This window comes from Bradyrhizobium sp. HKCCYLRH1034, from assembly GCF_051168375.1.
Taxonomy (GTDB): Bacteria; Pseudomonadota; Alphaproteobacteria; order Rhizobiales; family Xanthobacteraceae; genus Bradyrhizobium.
Genome location: NZ_JBNPUW010000002.1, coordinates 472,241 through 488,944, shown reverse-complemented (window position 1 = coordinate 488,944; position 16,704 = coordinate 472,241). Strand labels below are relative to the sequence as shown.

Genomic DNA, 16,704 nt, shown 5'->3' with positions numbered 1-16,704 from the left:
TGCAGGTCTTGTACAGGGATTCGGTGTAGATCGCATGACATCATCAAGATGTCATGCGATCGGACGCAGCGAAACGTTTCGGACTACGTAGAACGTCGCGGAGGCGGTAGAGGGCGGCCGCGGCTTCAGGCCGCGGCGGCACGCTCCAGCTTGCGGAAGCGGACCAGCGAGAAATGGCCGAGCGGCGGGATCAGGCGGCGCTCGACCAGCTCCATGCGCTCGGCGCCGGCGAGCCAGCGCAGGTAGCGCGACCAGCCGAACTCGGCGGTACGGAAACCGAGCCGGCGCACCACCGGCTGCAGCGCCTGCTCGATCACCCGGCGCAGGCCGTCATCGGCGCTGACGCGGGTCAGGATGATCAGTTCGCCGCCCGGGCGCAGCACGCGCGCGAACTCGTCCAGCGCGACCTCCGGGTTCGGCACCGCGGTGACGACATATTGCGCCATAACGACGTCGAACGAATCGTCGGGAAAGTCGAGCTGCTCGGCGTCCATCACCGCGAGACCCTCGACGTTCTTCAGCCGCTGGTCGGCGACGCGCCGCATCGCCTTGCCGAGCATCGCCTCGGAGATGTCGGTGCCGAAGACGCGGACATGCGGCGCATAGAGCGGCAGCGAGATGCCGGTGCCGACGCCGACCTCGAGCACGCGCCCGCCGAGCTTGTTCGTGGCTGATATCGCGGCCTTGCGGCCCTTCTCGAACACGCCGCCGAACACGAGGTCGTAGATCGGTGCCCAGCGGTCATAGGCCTGCTCGACCTGTTCGCGATCGAAGTCGAGCTCCCGCGCGCCGCCGAGCTTCATGGTTTCTGCCATCGTTACATCTCACTTGGGTTTGGAATTGATGGAGTGACGCAAAGTTCGCCGTCAGCCGCGCACGGCGCTCTGACCGGCCACCACCGGTGTCGGACGCACGACGCGGGACGGCTGCAGCACGGCGAGATTGCCGATGAACTGGCGCGCGCTGTTCTCCCAGGAGCGGTCGAGCGCAAATGCCCGACAGGTCTCGCGCGACATCGTCAGCGCCTTCAGGCAGGCGGCGCGCAGGTCCCTGTCGATCGCCCCGATCGGATGATCGGCGATGACGTCGAGCGGACCGGTGACGGGGAAGGCCGCGACCGGCGTGCCGCAGGCCAGCGACTCCAGCTGCACGACGCCGAATGTATCGGTCAGGCTCGGAAACACGAAGACGTCGGCGGCCGCCATGTGCGCGGTCAGATCGTTGCCGGTCTTCTCGCCGAGGAAATGCGCCGCCGGGAAGCGACGCTCCAGCTCCGCCTTTTGCGGGCCGTTACCGATCACCACCTTCGAGCCCGGCAGGTCGAGCGCAAGGAAGGCTTCCAGGTTCTTCTCGACCGCGACGCGGCCGACGGTCATGAACACCGGACGCGGCAGATCCAGCGCGACCGGCGCGTCCGGATTGAACAGCTTCGTATCGACGCCCCGGGTCCAGAAGCCGAGCCGCTTGAAGCCGCGCGACGCGAGGTCCTGCTTCAGCGAATTGGTCGCGACCATGGTCATCGCGGCGGCGTCGTGGAAGCGGCGCATCACCCAATAGCCGACGGCATCGGGAATGCCGGTGCGCACAGCGACGTACTCCGGAAAGCGCGTCGTGTAGGACGTCGTGAACGGCAGGCCATGGCGCAGGCAGTAGCGGCGCACCGCCCAGCCGATCGTGCCTTCGGTGGCGATGTGGATCGCATCCGGCGCCGCCGCCTCGATGCGCCGGGCGATCTCGCGGCCGTTGGTCACGGCGAGCCGCAGGCCCGGATAGGTCGGCACGCCGAACGACGGAAAGCCTTCCGGCGTGAGGAAGGTGATGTCGGCGCCGAGGCCGGCGGCCGCGCGAGCCAGCGAGGTGAGCGTGCGCACCACGCCGTTGACCTGCGGGTGCCAGGCGTCGGTTGCGATTAAGATCCGCATAAGGCGATCCGGAAAGTTGCAGCGATTCTGAACAGCCGCAAATTCCGACATTGTTATTTCAGGCGTGTGACGTCATCGAACTGTCGAAGGGTCTTTTTGCCCGCCAACTGCTGTTTTCCCCGCGATCTGTGGCTGTCCCGCGCGGCTGCTGTCGTGAAACCGTCATGAAACAAACGGTTAAGCCGACGAAACCTTTTTGCGCGCAGCGCGCAAACGCAACGAAACTTTTCTCCCCTATGAGTTGCAGCATCGGGCGCGGGTCAATGCGCCGCAGAGAATGATGACAGGCAACTGATTTTGACGACGCCGGTCGAGACAAGCACGGCGCGCACCAAGCGATCAAACGAGGGGACGTCCATGTTCACGTCAGGCACAGTCGGTTCGCGATCCCGCATCCTGTTCGCTGCGCTGATCGTCGGTACGTTCGCTGCGGCAACGCCGACGCAAGCCGCGCCTCCGGCCCCGCTCCCGTTCCCTTTCCTGCTGCCGCCGCCGATGGCGACCTACGAGCCGCCGGCAACGACGCCGCAACTGATCACGCCGCGCGAGGACGAGGCGACCGCTTATGAGATGCCCGCGCGCCTGCGCCGCCAGGTCGTGAGCTACGCCACCCGCGAGGCACCCGGCACGATCATCATCGACACACCAAACAAGTATTTGTACTACGTGCTCGGCAGCGGCCAGGCGATGCGCTACGGCATCGGCGTGGGCCGCGACGGCTTTACCTGGTCCGGCGTGCAGTCGGTGACCAGGAAGGCGGAATGGCCGGACTGGACGCCGCCGCCGGAGATGATCGCGCGCCAGCCTTATCTGCCGCGTCATATGGCCGGCGGTCCCGGCAATCCGCTCGGCGCCCGCGCGATGTATCTCGGCGGCACCGTCTACCGCATTCACGGCACCAACGCGCCCGAGACGATCGGCACGCATGTGTCGTCGGGCTGCATCCGCCTGACCAATCAGGACGTGATCGACCTCTATGCCCGCGTCAGCGTCGGCGCCAAGGTGATCGTGCTGCCGATGGAGCGCCGCGCCGATCTCGGCCGCATGACCCGCTGACCTGCGCGGGCCGCACCGCTCGTTCCTTCTCCCGGATCCTCCCTGACTGGACCGCCGAGGCCCGAAAGCCGCGGCGGTCATTTCTTTGCGCGCATGCCGCCGTTCACCATCACGGCCGATTGATGATGGTCCGCGTCACGGGCTGCCCTGGCGCGCCTCCGTCCGGCCCTGTAAGCTCGGCAATCTTGTATTAACCGCGATCTCGCCGCTTCCGGCATGGGCCGGCGCGGCAGTTGGAGTCCGTGGATCCGACATGAACCTTCCGACACCGCGACCGGATTGGCAGAGCAGGCCGCATCCGCTCGCCCCGAAAACGCAGCGGCCGCCGCGGCGCTCGCCGCCTCGGCTGCGGCTGATCCTGATCGGCGCCGCCGGCCTTGCCGCCGTCGTGCTGATCGGCATCATCATCGTGGAGGTGTTTCTGTTCTCGGGCAGCACGCCGGCGCCGCAGCTGACCCAACTGCCGCCGCTGCCGCCGGCCACGCGCAACTCGATCATCATGACGCCGGTCTCGATCTCGCTCGGCGCGATTCGTGACGCCGCCGAAAAGGCCACGCCGCGCAATTTCTCCGGCAAGGCCGACAACCCCGTCAACCAGATCCTGCAGAATGCCGACATCGGCTGGACGGTCACCCGCGGCGCCATCGCCGCCACCGGCACCCAGGACACTTTGTCGCTGGCGACGCCACTCTCGGGCCGGCTGAACGTCACCGGATCGCTGTCCGCCAAAGCGACCGGCGCGCTCGGCGACGCCATCGGCGGCCTGCTCGGTGCGGATGCCGCCAAGCAGATTGGCGGCATCAACATCAAGAACCTGAACGCCACCGCCGACATCAAGGGCAACGTCCTGATCGCGATGCGGCCACGGCTGGCCGCCTCCTGGTATGTCGAGCCGAACTTCACCGCCCAGGTCAATCTCGGCGACACCGCGCTGACCGTCGCCGGCGCCCGCGTCAACGTGCCCGCGCAGATGAAGCCGGTCATCGACAAGACCGTCAACGACCAGCTCAGCGCGCTCAGCGACAGGCTGCGCAAGGACCCGACCATGCGGCGCGTGGCGCAGGCGCAGTGGGCCCGCGCCTGCCGCTCGGTGCCGCTTCAGGGCACCACGCCGGGACTGCCCGCCGTCTGGCTCGAGATCAAGCCGACACGGGCGCTGGCCGCGCAGCCCGCGATCGATGCGAACGTCGTCAGCGTCACCATGGGGATCGAGGCGGAGACCCGGGTCACGGCAGCCGAGACCAAGCCGGAGTGCCCGTTCCCGGACAAGATCACGATCGTTCCGCCCACCGCGGGCACCGTCAACGTCGCGGTTCCGATCGATGTCCCATTCACCGAGCTCAGCAAGCTCGTCGACTCGCAGCTCGCCGGGCGGACGTTCCCCGAGGACGGCTCCGGCCCGGTCGCGGTCACGGTGAAGCATGCGACCGTCGTGCCCTCCGGCAACCGGCTGCTGATCTCGCTGCAGGTGAAGGGAAAAGAGAAGGAGAGCTTCTTCGGCCTCGGCGCCGACGCGACGGTGCACATCTGGGGACGGCCGATGGTCGATCAGGCGCAGCAGATCCTGCGGCTGTCCGACCTGCAGCTCGCCGTCGAATCCGACGCGGCGTTCGGCCTGCTCGGCGCCGCCGCGCGCGCCGTGGTGCCACATCTGCAACGCGCGCTGCTGGAGCGGTCGGTGGTCGATCTCAAGCCGTTCGCCGACAATGTCCGCGACAAGATCGCGACCGCGGTCGCCGAACTGCAGAAGAACGAGAACGGCATCCGCGTCGACACCGACATCAACAACCTCGCTTTGACCGACATCGCCTTCGACGCCACCGTGCTGCGCGTGATCGCCTCGGCGGAGGGCACGATGTCGGTTCGAGTCAATACATTGCCAGGACTGTGACGGGCCGTTTCGGAACGTCGCATCCCGTCGCTGCACGCGTTTGCGGACCGTGCAACGACCGGCAATGATTCAATCGGGCCTGACCTGGTCTGGCGACACTCACGAATGTCCGCGCCGTTTCCGGTAGCCGGATGCAGCCGCATCGCGCGAGCGTGCGGCGGCCCCGAGGCCATACGTTTCGCGAGGCTTGACGCGCCCTCACGAATTCCGCAACACGGCGCAGAGAGACGTTGTCGGGCCCTTTCCGCGCGCCCGTCGCAGGAAACATTCCGTAACAAAATTCTTCGCAAAACGCCGCGATTCTAGGTCACTTGTCGGTATGGCCCAGACACAACCACACATTCTTGTCGTCGAGGACGACCGCGAGACGCGGACGCTGATCGCGAAATATCTGCGCAACAATGCCTGCAACGTGACCACCGCGACCGACGGCCGCGAGATGACCCGCATCATGGGCGACCACCGTGTCGATCTCCTGATCCTCGACGTCATGCTGCCCGGCGAGGACGGCCTGACCTTGTGCCGCAAGCTGCGCGCGGAATCGCAGGTGCCGATCATCATGCTCACGGCGCGCGGCGAGGACGTCGACCGCATCCTCGGACTGGAGATGGGCGCCGACGACTATCTGCCAAAGCCGTTCAATCCGCGCGAGCTGCTCGCCCGCATCAACGCGGTGCTGCGCCGGCAGGCGGCCGCGATGACGGCGAGCGCAACCGAAGGCGCGACGGCGCTGAGCTTCCTCGGCTGGACGATCGACTTCCGGCTGCGCGAACTACGCAATCCCGAAGGCGCACGCGTCGCGATGACGAGCGCGGAGTTCGATCTGCTCCGCACCTTCTGCGAGCGGCCGGGCCGCGTGCTGTCGCGCGACAGCCTGCTCGACCTGACGCAGGGCCGCAGCGCCGGCTCGTTCGAGCGCTCGATCGACGTGCTGGTCAGCCGCATCCGCCGCAAGATCGAGCCGGACCCGCAGGAGGCCACCATGATCAAGACCGTGCGCTCCGGCGGCTACATGTTCACACCCGTCGTCGAGGTGGTGACTGGCCCGCAAAGCCATTGACCGGCCCGATCGAATGGCGATGTCATGATGTCGTTCGGCTTGCTCAACCTCAAGGGAATCCGCGGCCAGATCACGGCGCTGGTCGCCATTTCGATCGTGGCGCTCCATGCCATCATCACGGCGACGTTCCTGATCTATCGCGCCGAGCAGCCCGACCCCGAAAACGAAGTCGGGCCACTTCAGCTCGCGACCGCCATCCGCATTCTTGGACGCGCGCCCGCTGCCGAACGGCCTCGACTGATCTCCGACATTGCCCGCGCCTATCCTGAGTTCGAGCTCAAGCCTCACGTGGGGCCTCTGCCGGGTGATTCCGGCCGCCGGCGCGAGCCGGCCGGCCCCGACGTCGAGGCCGGGACCGGTGGCGACGAGCGCCGCCCGGCCCCTCCGGAGCTCGCCGACGGACGGCCTCACGGTCCAGGCGGCTTTCGTGGCCTTGGCCCAGGCTATCGCGTCTTCATGCCGCCGCCCGGCTCCCAGACGCGCACCGTCATCTTCGCTCTGCCCGATGGCAACATGGTTTCGGCTCGAATGGCCGACCGGCCGCACCGGCCACCGTTCTGGGGCGCCCCATGGCTGACGACGATCATGTTCGCGCTGATCAGCACGACACTGCTCGGCCTGTGGGCGGCCCGCGCGCTGACCTCACCGCTGTCGAGCTTCGCCAAGGCTGCCGAGAGCTTCAGCCTCGACGGCGATGCCACTGCCCTGCCCGAGCGCGGACCGGAAGAGATCCGGTCGCTCGCGCGCGCCCTGAACCGTATGCGCCAACGCATCACGGCGCTGATGAACGACCGGACCAAGATGCTGGCGGCCATCAGCCACGATCTGCGGACACCGCTGACCCGCATGCGGCTGCGCTGTGAGTTCGTCGAGGACGAGCTGCAGCGCAATCGCATGCTGGCCGATCTCGATCAGATGCATGCGATGCTGGGCTCGGTGCTGTCATTCCTGCGCAACGGCCGCAAGCTCGAACCGATGACGCTGGTCGATATCGCGAGCATCCTGCAGCTCGTCGCCGACCAATTCGCCGATGTCGGCCACAGCGTCACCTATATCGGCCCGGCGCACGCGATGGCGACGGTGCGTCCCGACGACCTGATGCGTTCGGTCACCAACCTGGTCGAGAACGCCGTGAAGTACGGCAAGGAAACCGTCATCAGACTGGTGGCGTCGGGGAAGTGCCTGACGATCGACGTGGAGGATGATGGACCCGGGATCGCCGATGCGCGCAAGCCCGACATGCTGGAGCCCTTCGTGCGCGGCGACGATGCCCGCAACATGGACCAGGCCACCGGGTTCGGCCTGGGCCTCTCGATCGCGAAGGCGATCGTCCAGGCGCATGGCGGCGAGCTGTCATTGCACGATCGCAAGCCACGCGGACTGATCGCCCGCATCGAGCTGCCGCTCGGCCAGACCACCTTGCGCCCCGCAGCATGACGCGCGAACGCGCCCGGACGGATCCGGGCGCGCCGCTTGGGCAGTCAGCTAGACGTCAGTGACGCCGTTTACTCCGAGTACTTGAACTCGGGCATCGACTTCAGCTGGTCCTTGGTGGCGTTGATCATCGCATGGTCGGGATACCAGCGATTCTTCGAGGAGCTCATCGACGAGGATGACGAAGTGCCGGTGGCGGCGCCGGTCGTCGTGGCCGGCGGCGTGGTCGCCTTGCCCGAGGCCGGAGCGTTGGAGGCGGTGTTGGCCTGAACCGGCTGGTCGGAGAACTTGACCTGATCGAACGAGACAGCGACGAGGTGCTCACCCATGCCGAGGAAGCCGCCGACGCCGATCACGACGCCCTTGACTGCGCCGCTCTTGTCGATCAGCAGATCGTCGATCGAGCCGACATTCTCGTTGTTGTTGTTGTAGACCTTCACGCCGACGAGCTTGGAGCTGCGCCAGTCGCCCTGATAGGACGCGACGGTGGTGTCGCTCTTGATCGTGGTGTTGGTTGTGGTGGTGGTGCTCTCCGCAGCAAAGGCGGCGGTCGCGAGCAGCAGGGAACCGGCGAGGCCGGCCGCAACAGTCTTCATCATCATGTGGTGTCTCCTCTAGGTGGATGGTGACGAGAGAACGGCAATGGACAGTCGGCGTTCCGCGGGAACCACGATTTCGTCATGCTGCGCGACAAGCAGCCTCAGTGCGCCGCGGCAGTGTCACTTTGTGACGTTCGGGGGATCCGGTGACGTCGCTCACATCGCCAAGCCGCACCGCCGCGCCTAGCACGGGAGCCCGACTAACAGGTCTACATTGGCTGGAGCTGGTGTAAGCCTATTGCTGCTAGCTCGGTTTCATCTCTCCCCCGCCTGCGGGGTGAGGTCGGATTGCATCGTCAGATGCAATCCGGGTGAGGGGGTACAGATCTCCCCATCGGCGCTTCCCGTGCGTCTGCCCCTCCCCCCCTCTCAGCGCGAGCGAAGCTCGTCGCGCCCCCGTAAGAACAGGGAGAGGGAGTCGACCGTCAGCGCTGCAACGGCTGGCAGCGATCAGTCCAACCCACCTACGCTGCCATCGCGCCGTTCTCGTCGACGGACTCGGCATAGAAGGCGATGGTTTCGTAGCGGTAGTCGCAGAGGCGGCAGTGCCAGAGATAGGCGGTGCGGCGGCCATCCTTTTCGACCCAGGACGGCAATGCGATCGCCTCGCCACATTGGGCGCAGGGATTGTTGCGCGGCAGATCCACGACGCGAACCGTGGATGGCATCGCGTCGATATCGAATGAACGGTCGGTGCTGGGTGAATGATCGTCGGCTGCCTTCACGGCCATGACGCGCTCCCTCTCTGTTCAGTCTTCTTGAATGAGTCAGGCATGCTGTCGAACTGACGGCCCTGATCTTAGCCGCGCGGCGGTTGTTTTGCACGCGCCGGGATGCCGCGCGACATCCGACCTCACGGAGATGGGATCAACGCGTTTGATTCAATTGCCGCCGGAGAGACCGCCGGTTCCGCGACATGACGGGCATCCGCCTTGCGCAGATGGATGGTGGCGATGTCGTCGGCATAAACCTTCTGCCAGCCGTCGACGTGATCGAGCAGCTTGGTCGCGGCACTCTGCGTGCGCAGCAGGGTCGCCTCGATGTCGTAGTCCTTGAGCAGGCGGAACAGATTGTCCGGCTCCATCAGGCCGGACGCGGCGTTGTGATCGACGAAGAACTTTTCGCCATAGAGCTCGGTGCGGCCGTCGATGAACGGCGCGACACCGGCTGAGATCAGGTAGCCGCCGAAATCATAGTCATTGAGAACCCGCGTGAGGTTGAGCTTCTTCAGCTCGGTCACGGCCGCGACCGGGGTGCCGCGCATATTTGGCGTGTAGTTCAGGATCGAAGCCGAGGCGACCGTGCCGGCGCCGAGCGCGAGCATCACTGCCGCCGTCAGCGCCGCTCCCGACGCGCGCCCCCGCGGCAGCACGGGCAACGCGCCCGCCTGCCGCGCCAGCGGTGCGGCGAGCACCAGCGGGCCGACCAACGCCAGGATTTCCGCCGCGCGCGCCTGCGCCAGCGCCATGTGCAGCAGGCCGAGCAGCATCAGGATCCGCACCGGAGGCAGCCTCAGACCATGGAACAGCGCGAACCCGATGGCGATCAGCAGGCAGATCTCGAACGGACCGAGCCCCTGGAAATCGGTCGCCTTCCATTCCACGATCAGCGGCAGCGCCTGGCCCAGCGAGAGGATCTTCTGCGACGCCAGCAGCGCATTCCAGCCATAGGGCGTGCAGCAGCTCGCCGCCAGCGCGAGCGCGGCAAACCCGGCCCAGCGCAGCGCCAGGCCGGCGCGGACCGAGCGATCGGCATTCACCAGCGCGTCGAGCGCGGCGGGCGCGATGAAGAACAGGCCGAACACGAATCCGCCATGCAGATTGGCCCACAGCGCGATCAGCGGCACCAGCTGCCATGGCGGCGCGGCCCTGCGATCGGCCGCATCGACAAGTCCGGCGATCCAGGCGACCAGGATCGGAAACGCCAGCACATGCGGCCGCGCCAGCAGATGCGGCAGGCAGAGCAGGAACGCCGCGACCACGAACACCAATGTCGTGGCGTCGCGCAGATGCCGGCCGAGGGCGCGCGCGAACAGCGCGAAGGACAGCGCGGTCGCCGAGGCCGCCAGCACCACCGGCCCGGCCCAGCCGGCGAACGTGTAAGCGGCCGCATAGGCGACCTGCGCCAGCCACTGCGTGGAGATCCAAGGCGCGCCGCGCATGGTGAAGGAATAGACGTCGACCTCGGGGACCGCACGGTGGTCGATGATCCACTGCCCCACCGTGATCTGCCACAGCGTGTCGGGATCGTTGAGCAGCCGGTTGCCGGAGATCAGCAGCAGCGCATAGACGCCGGCGCCGACCCATAGTGGCAGCAGCGCCTGCGCGCGCCCGGCGGTCGCTTCGGTGTGGGTGACGGACAGCGTCATCGCGGCATGGCCCCGTTGGCGGAATTGCTCCGCCCAGCCAAGCATGCACGGCATAATTCGCGGTAAACCGCCGGCGCATCCGGACCCGGCCCGGCGTCTTCGCCCCATTGTTGCCACATTATCGCCCGGCGTTCGCGCCAATTACGGTGTGCAAAGTGTAAAGCGCGTGCTGGGGGGCTACTCGGCATGCGTGTGGTTCCCGGGGGATCCTGACACATGAGACGTCTTGTGCTGACGGCCTGCATCGCAGGCTTCGCAATGGCTGGTCCCGTGCCGTTCGCAATGGCTGCCGATGATGCGAGCACCGCATCGGACAGTGCAGCCAAACCGAAGGCCGGCAAGGTCAAGCTCGCCCATGTCCGCTCTGACGGAACCAGGGAGCTGGCGGCACGCAGCGCGGTGACCAAGGCCGCGCGCGAGGTCGAGGCGATCGAGGCCGTCAGCAGCGCCGACACCTCGCCGCCGATGGACGCCAATGCCTCAGCCCCCGCCGACACCGATGCCATCCCGGCCGCTGCGGCCGAGCCCCGCGAGGCCGAGCGCAAGGCGGCCGAGGCCAAGCCGCGCCACATCGACACCGGCCATCCGCACATCGACGCGCTGGTGGCGGTGCACGCCGCCGCCAACAACATTCCGGAATCGCTGATCCACCGCGTCATCGTGCGCGAGAGCAAATACCAGAAGGACCTGGTCGGCCGCTGCGGCTGCATCGGCCTGATGCAGATCAAGCTCGGCACCGCGCGCGGCCTGGGCTACACCGGCGACGCACAGGGCCTGCACGATCCGAACACCAATCTCACCTATGGCGTGCGCTATCTCGCCGGCGCCTACCGTGCCGCCCGCGGCGATCACGACCGCGCCGTGCTCTACTTCGCCAGGGGCTACTACGAGGAGGCCAAGCGGCAGCGCCTGGCGGACGCGCGGCCCGCCGGCCGCTCCGAGCGGACGAGCGGCCCGCTCGACATCACCCCGAAGATTGCAACCGGCCGCCACGCGCGGGCGCACTGATCGCCATTGGTTCCAAGGGCCACCGGCTTTGTCTTTCCGTGACACTCCGTTGACACGGGGGGATATCGGTCTATTTTAAGTGCGTTCCGAGGGGAGCTCCGAGGGGAGCTGAGATACCGCAGCGTGATGCGGTGACCCTTTGAACCTGATCCGGGTCATGCCGGCGAAGGGACAGGGATGCAGCAGACAACCACGCGCGGGGATGTCCCCGTTTCCATCATCGGTGCGGGCATCGCGGGTGCCTGGCAAGCCTTGCTGCTCGCGCGCGCGGGCCGCGAGGTCACGCTGCACGAGCGCAGCGACGCCGATCTGATGCTCTCCACCAGCCATTGGGCCGGCGGCATGCTGGCGCCTTATTGCGAGAGCGAGGTCGCCGAGCCGATCATCAGTCGGCTCGGGCTCGCCTCGCTCGACATCTGGCGGCGCGAGCTGCCGGACACGCCGTTCAACGGTTCGCTGGTGATCGCGCATGCCCGCGACCGCGCCGACTACGACCGCTTCGCCCGCCGCACCTCCGGCTATCAGCGGCTCGACGCGCAGCAGCTTGCGGCGTTGGAGCCGTCGCTGGAGGGCCGCTTCCGCGAGGGCCTGTTCTATCCGACCGAGGGCCATGTCGAGCCACGCCGCGTGCTGCCGAAGCTGCATCAGCGCATCGTCGAGGCTGGCGGCCGCGTGCTGTTCAACAGCGACGTCACGGCTGACGATCTCGACGGCCTCGTGATCGACTGCCGCGGGCTGGAGGCGCGCGACGCCGAGCCCGAGCTGCGCGGCGTCAAGGGCGAGATGATCCTGATCGAGATCGCCGAGGTGCAGCTCGCGCGGCCCGTGCGGCTGATGCATCCGCGCTTCCCGCTCTATCTGATCCCGCGCGAGGACAACCTGTTCATGCTCGGGGCGACCTCGCTCGAGGCCGAGGACACCGGCGTCAGCCTGCGCTCGGCGCTGGAATTGCTCGGTGCCGCCTACTCGGTGCATCCGGCGTTCGGCGAGGCGCGCATCCTCGAATTCGGCTCGGGGCTCAGGCCGGCCTATCCCGACAATCTGCCGCGCATCACCATCAAGGGCGAGCGCGAGATCCGCGTCAACGGCCTCTACCGCCACGGCTTCCTGATCGCGCCGGCGCTGGCGCAGGCGACCTTGAACTATCTCGCGCACGGCCAGATCGACAACGAGGTGATGCGATGCGCGTGACCGTTAATGGCGAGGCCCGCGACATCAGCGCGACCAGCGTCGCCGCGCTGCTCTCCGAGCTCGACTACGAAGGCACCCATTTCGCGATCGCGCTGAACTACGACGTGGTGCCGAAGAGTCGCTGGGCCGAGACGCAGCTCAAGACCGGCGACGAGATCGAGATCATCACCCCCCGGCAGGGAGGGTGATGCTCATGGAGCTCGCGCCACAACCACCACTGTCATCGCCGGCTTTCGCGGGGATGACAGGCTTCGTTGCGGCGACCACCGTCCGACATGACGGAGACCATTGATGCCCACCTTCTACGACAAGACTTTCGCCTCCCGCCTGCTGATCGGCACCGCGCTCTACCCCTCGCCTGCGATCATGCAGGACGCGATCCGCGCCTCGGGCGCGCAGATCGTCACCGTGTCGCTGCGGCGCGAGGCCGCCGGCGGAAAGACCGGCGATGCGTTCTGGAAGCTGATCAACGCGCTCGATGTCACCGTGCTGCCGAACACCGCCGGCTGCCGCAGCGTGCGCGAGGCGGTGACGACGGCGAAGCTCGCGCGCGAATTGTTCGGCACGAGCTGGATCAAGCTCGAAGTGATCGGCGACAACGACACCCTGCAGCCCGACGTGGTTGGTCTCGTCGAAGCCGCTGATATCCTGATCAAGGACGGTTTCGAGGTGTTCCCCTACTGCACCGAGGATCTCACGGTCGCGATGCGGCTGGTCGATGCCGGCTGCAAGGTCGTGATGCCCTGGGCGGCGCCGATCGGCTCGGCCAAGGGCATCATCAACCGCGACGCGCTGAAGCTGCTGCGCGACCGCCTGCCCGATATCACCCTGGTGGTCGACGCCGGCCTGGGCGCGCCGAGCCACGCGGCGGAAGCACTTGAGCTCGGCTACGACGCCGTGCTGCTCAACACGGCGATTGCCAAGGCTGCCGACCCGGTGGCGATGGCCCGCGCCTTCCGGCTCGGGGTCGAAGCCGGCCGCACCGCCTACGAGGCCGGGCTGATGGACGCCCGCGATTTCGCCTCGCCCTCCACCCCTGTCGTTGGGACACCGTTCTGGCATGCCGTATCCTGATCGCTTCTATCCCGTCGTCGACAGCCTCGCCTGGGTCGAGCGCCTGACCAGGCTCGGCGTCGGCACCGTGCAGCTGCGCGCGAAGGACCTCAACGACGGCGAGGCGCTGCAGATCGTCACCGACGCGCTGGCGATCACCAAGGGCACGGCGACGAAGCTGATCGTCAACGACTACTGGCGCGCCGCGATCGTTGCCGGCGCGCAGCACCTCCATCTCGGCCAGGAGGACCTCGCCGACGCCGACGTCGCCGCGATCAAGGAGGCCGGCCTGACGCTCGGCCTCTCGACGCATGACGATGCCGAGCTGGAGACCGCGCTCGCCGCCAAGCCCGACTATGTCGCGTTGGGGCCGATCTTCCCGACGACGCTGAAGGCGATGCGCTTCGCCCCGCAGGGCATCGCGAAGATCGGCGAGTGGAAGAAGCGTGTCGGCACCATCCCGCTGGTCGCGATCGGCGGCATCAAGCTGGAGCAGGCCGCGGAGATCTTCGCCGCCGGCGCCGACTCCATCGCCGTCGTCAGCGACGTGACGCAGAACCCCGACCCCGACGCCCGCGTCCGCGCGTGGCTCGATGCGACCAAGGAGCCGGCATGATGCGCGCGGATTTTGCGAATGCGTCTGAGAATTGTTGCAGGAGATCACCTCCGCGAACGCGGTGTGCCCCCCTCCCCCTTGCGGGGAGGGGTCGGGGGTGGGGGTCCACGCGCACAGCTCTCCATGTGACGTCACGTCCGGCACGCTGCAGCTCTAAGGAATCGCCCACTCATCAGCATCGCATTCCGGGCACCCCCACCCCCAACCCCTCCCCGCAAGGGGGAGGGGGGCGCACTGCACTCGCCGCAAGACCTCCCGCCAACACATCGCCTCTGAACGCCGGGCGCTTTGGCCGGAATAACAACAATTGAGAAGGAGGATCCCATGAACATCCGCTCCAATCCCGACACCACCCTGCCCGCCGTCACCACCGGCCCGCTGCCGTCCTCGCGCAAGATCTACGCAACGCCGGACTCCGCGCCCGACCTGCGCGTGCCGCTGCGCGAGATCATCCTCTCGGAAGCGGCCTCCGAGCCGAACCTGCCGGTCTACGACACCTCCGGTCCCTACACCGATCCGACTGTGACGATCGACGTCAACGCCGGCCTGTCGCGCGCCCGCACCGCCTGGGTGCGCGAGCGTGGCGGCGTCGAGGAGTACGAAGGCCGCGACATCAAGCCCGAGGACAACGGCAATGTCGGCGCCGACAAGGCCGCAAAGTCGTTCACCGCGCATCACAAGCCGCTGCGCGGCCTCGACGGCCACAAGATCACCCAGCTCGAATTCGCCCGCGCCGGCATCGTCACCAAGGAGATGATCTACGTCGCCGCGCGCGAGAATCTCGGCCGCAAGACCCAGCTCGAGCGCGCCGAAGCTGCGCTTGCCGACGGCGAGAGTTTTGGCGCATCCGTGCCCGCCTTCATCACCCCGGAGTTCGTGCGCGACGAGATCGCGCGTGGCCGCGCCATCATTCCCTGCAACATCAACCATGCCGAGTTGGAGCCGATGATCATCGGCCGCAACTTCCTCACCAAGATCAACGCCAATATCGGCAACTCGGCGGTGACATCTTCCGTTGAAGAGGAAGTGGACAAGATGGTGTGGGCGATCCGCTGGGGCGCCGACACCGTGATGGACCTCTCGACGGGCCGCAACATCCACACCACCCGCGAATGGATCCTGCGCAACTCGCCGGTGCCGATCGGCACCGTGCCGATCTACCAGGCGCTGGAGAAGTGCAACGGCGATCCGGTCGCGCTGACCTGGGAGCTCTACAAGGACACCCTGATCGAGCAGTGCGAGCAGGGCGTCGACTACTTCACCATCCACGCCGGCGTGCGTCTCGCCTACATCCACCTCACCGCGAGCCGCGTCACCGGCATCGTCTCGCGCGGCGGCTCGATCATGGCGAAGTGGTGCCTCGCGCATCACAAGGAAAGCTTCCTCTATACGCATTTCGAGGAGATCTGCGACATCATGCGCAAGTATGACGTCTCGTTCTCGCTCGGCGACGGCCTGCGTCCCGGCTCGATCGCGGATGCCAACGACCGCGCCCAGTTCGCCGAATTGGAAACCCTCGGCGAGCTGACTAAGATCGCCTGGGACAAGGGCTGCCAGGTCATGATCGAGGGCCCCGGCCACGTGCCGATGCACAAGATCAAGATCAACATGGACAAGCAGCTCAAGGAGTGCGGCGAGGCGCCGTTCTATACGCTGGGGCCGCTGACCACCGACATCGCGCCGGGCTACGACCACATCACGTCAGGCATCGGTGCAGCCATGATCGGCTGGTTCGGCTGCGCCATGCTGTGCTACGTGACGCCGAAGGAGCATCTCGGCCTGCCCGATCGCAACGACGTCAAGACCGGCGTCATCACCTACAAGATCGCCGCCCACGCCGCCGATCTCGCCAAGGGCCATCCCGCAGCGCAACTGCGCGACGACGCCCTCTCCCGCGCCCGCTTCGAGTTCCGCTGGACCGACCAGTTCAACCTCGGCCTCGACCCGGACACGGCCAAGAGCTTCCACGACGAGACCTTGCCGAAGGAAGCCCACAAGGTCGCGCATTTCTGCTCGATGTGCGGCCCGAAATTCTGCTCGATGAAGATCACCCAGGACGTCCGCGACTACGCCGCGACGCTGAATGATCCAGCCACCGTCGGCATGACCATCAGCGGCACCATCGAGGACGGCATGGCCCAGATGAGCGCCAAGTTCAAGGAAATGGGCGGCAGCGTGTATCTGGATGCGGAGAAGGTGAAGGAGAGCAACAAGGCGTTGTCCTGAAGCCCGCTCAGTTCCACTCTCTCCGTCGTCATGGCCGGGCTTGACCCGGCCACCCATCGAAGCCGGGCGCAAGCCCGGCTTTCTTGTTTGAGATCTGCTCGGTCCTTCGATTTCGCAATTGATGCGTTGGTTGCCGCTTGTTGCGACAATGACGGAAGCTCGCTGATGTCCGCCTTCTCAATTTCAGCGACAAGGAACGGTCGACGAATGCAGAAACAGCCTCCTTCACGTTCCCAATCCACAACTATCCGCAAGGAACGCGAGTAAGTAAATCCAAGGG

15 protein-coding genes and 1 riboswitch are annotated in these 16,704 nt (G+C 66.7%); of the genes, 10 read left to right on the top strand and 5 right to left on the bottom strand.

Going from position 1 to position 16,704, the window contains the following annotated elements; genetic code table 11:
• Positions 1 to 125: 125 nt before the first annotated feature.
• The gene (locus tag ACQR0W_RS06070; protein ID WP_315717807.1) at positions 126 to 815 is read right to left on the bottom strand and encodes a class I SAM-dependent methyltransferase; all 690 of its coding nucleotides are present in this window, start codon (positions 813 to 815) and stop codon (positions 126 to 128) included.
• 51 nt (positions 816 to 866) lie between these two features.
• Positions 867 to 1,922 carry a glycosyltransferase family 4 protein gene (locus tag ACQR0W_RS06065; protein ID WP_316171692.1) on the bottom strand — a complete coding sequence of 352 codons (1,056 nt, stop codon included), beginning with the start codon at positions 1,920 to 1,922 and terminating at the stop codon, positions 867 to 869.
• Between the two features lie 357 nt (positions 1,923 to 2,279).
• Between ACQR0W_RS06065 and ACQR0W_RS06060 the strand changes: the two genes are divergently transcribed.
• The 4 genes from ACQR0W_RS06060 (at position 2,280) to ACQR0W_RS06045 (ending at position 7,366) form a co-directional block, all read left to right on the top strand.
• Entirely contained in the window at positions 2,280 to 2,978 is a 699-nt protein-coding gene (locus ACQR0W_RS06060; RefSeq protein WP_315717809.1) for a L,D-transpeptidase, read from the top strand.
• A gap of 253 nt (positions 2,979 to 3,231) precedes the next feature.
• The gene (locus ACQR0W_RS06055; protein ID WP_316171691.1) at positions 3,232 to 4,869 is read left to right on the top strand and encodes a DUF4403 family protein; all 1,638 of its coding nucleotides are present in this window, start codon (positions 3,232 to 3,234) and stop codon (positions 4,867 to 4,869) included.
• Positions 4,870 to 5,188: 319 nt separating this feature from the next.
• Entirely contained in the window at positions 5,189 to 5,929 is a 741-nt protein-coding gene (locus ACQR0W_RS06050; protein ID WP_315717811.1) for a response regulator, read from the top strand.
• A 24-nt stretch (positions 5,930 to 5,953) separates the two neighbouring features.
• Entirely contained in the window at positions 5,954 to 7,366 is a 1,413-nt protein-coding gene (locus tag ACQR0W_RS06045; RefSeq protein WP_316167587.1) for an ATP-binding protein, read from the top strand.
• Between the two features lie 68 nt (positions 7,367 to 7,434).
• On the opposite strand, the gene ACQR0W_RS06040 is transcribed toward ACQR0W_RS06045, so the two are convergent.
• The 3 genes from ACQR0W_RS06040 to ACQR0W_RS06030 all read right to left on the bottom strand — a co-directional run bounded on the left by ACQR0W_RS06040 (position 7,435) and on the right by ACQR0W_RS06030 (position 10,330).
• Positions 7,435 to 7,965, bottom strand: a complete 531-nt coding sequence (locus ACQR0W_RS06040) for a PRC-barrel domain-containing protein (protein WP_315750256.1) — start codon at positions 7,963 to 7,965, stop codon at positions 7,435 to 7,437.
• A 461-nt stretch (positions 7,966 to 8,426) separates the two neighbouring features.
• A complete protein-coding gene (locus ACQR0W_RS06035; RefSeq protein ID WP_410051260.1) occupies positions 8,427 to 8,693 on the bottom strand; it encodes a hypothetical protein in 267 nt (88 codons plus the stop codon).
• A gap of 122 nt (positions 8,694 to 8,815) precedes the next feature.
• Positions 8,816 to 10,330, bottom strand: a complete 1,515-nt coding sequence (locus ACQR0W_RS06030; protein ID WP_316171690.1) for a hypothetical protein — start codon at positions 10,328 to 10,330, stop codon at positions 8,816 to 8,818.
• Between the two features lie 216 nt (positions 10,331 to 10,546).
• Here ACQR0W_RS06030 and ACQR0W_RS06025 point away from each other — a divergent pair, with 216 nt between their 5' ends.
• The 6 genes from ACQR0W_RS06025 (at position 10,547) to thiC (ending at position 16,424) form a co-directional block, all read left to right on the top strand.
• The gene (locus tag ACQR0W_RS06025) at positions 10,547 to 11,338 is read left to right on the top strand and encodes a lytic transglycosylase domain-containing protein (protein WP_316171689.1); all 792 of its coding nucleotides are present in this window, start codon (positions 10,547 to 10,549) and stop codon (positions 11,336 to 11,338) included.
• Positions 11,339 to 11,417: 79 nt separating this feature from the next.
• Positions 11,418 to 11,528: riboswitch (TPP riboswitch) on the top strand.
• Positions 11,516 to 12,529, top strand: a complete 1,014-nt coding sequence (locus tag ACQR0W_RS06020) for an FAD-dependent oxidoreductase (RefSeq protein ID WP_316171688.1) — start codon at positions 11,516 to 11,518, stop codon at positions 12,527 to 12,529. Its footprint overlaps the riboswitch before it by 13 nt.
• A complete protein-coding gene (gene thiS, locus ACQR0W_RS06015) occupies positions 12,520 to 12,717 on the top strand; it encodes a sulfur carrier protein ThiS (protein ID WP_315750253.1) in 198 nt (65 codons plus the stop codon). The genes ACQR0W_RS06020 and thiS overlap by 10 nt, the downstream gene beginning before the upstream one ends.
• A gap of 103 nt (positions 12,718 to 12,820) precedes the next feature.
• Complete coding sequence (locus ACQR0W_RS06010) at positions 12,821 to 13,603, top strand: thiazole synthase (protein ID WP_315717819.1); 783 nt, start codon at positions 12,821 to 12,823, stop codon at positions 13,601 to 13,603.
• Positions 13,590 to 14,198: a thiamine phosphate synthase gene (locus ACQR0W_RS06005; protein WP_315717820.1), complete on the top strand. Its 609-nt coding sequence runs from the start codon at positions 13,590 to 13,592 to the stop codon at positions 14,196 to 14,198. Before ACQR0W_RS06010 ends, ACQR0W_RS06005 begins: the two co-directional genes overlap by 14 nt.
• Before the next feature lie 324 nt (positions 14,199 to 14,522).
• Positions 14,523 to 16,424, top strand: coding sequence for a phosphomethylpyrimidine synthase ThiC (thiC, locus tag ACQR0W_RS06000; protein ID WP_316171687.1), 1,902 nt, complete (start codon positions 14,523 to 14,525; stop codon positions 16,422 to 16,424).
• The last annotated feature ends 280 nt before the right edge of the window (positions 16,425 to 16,704 follow it).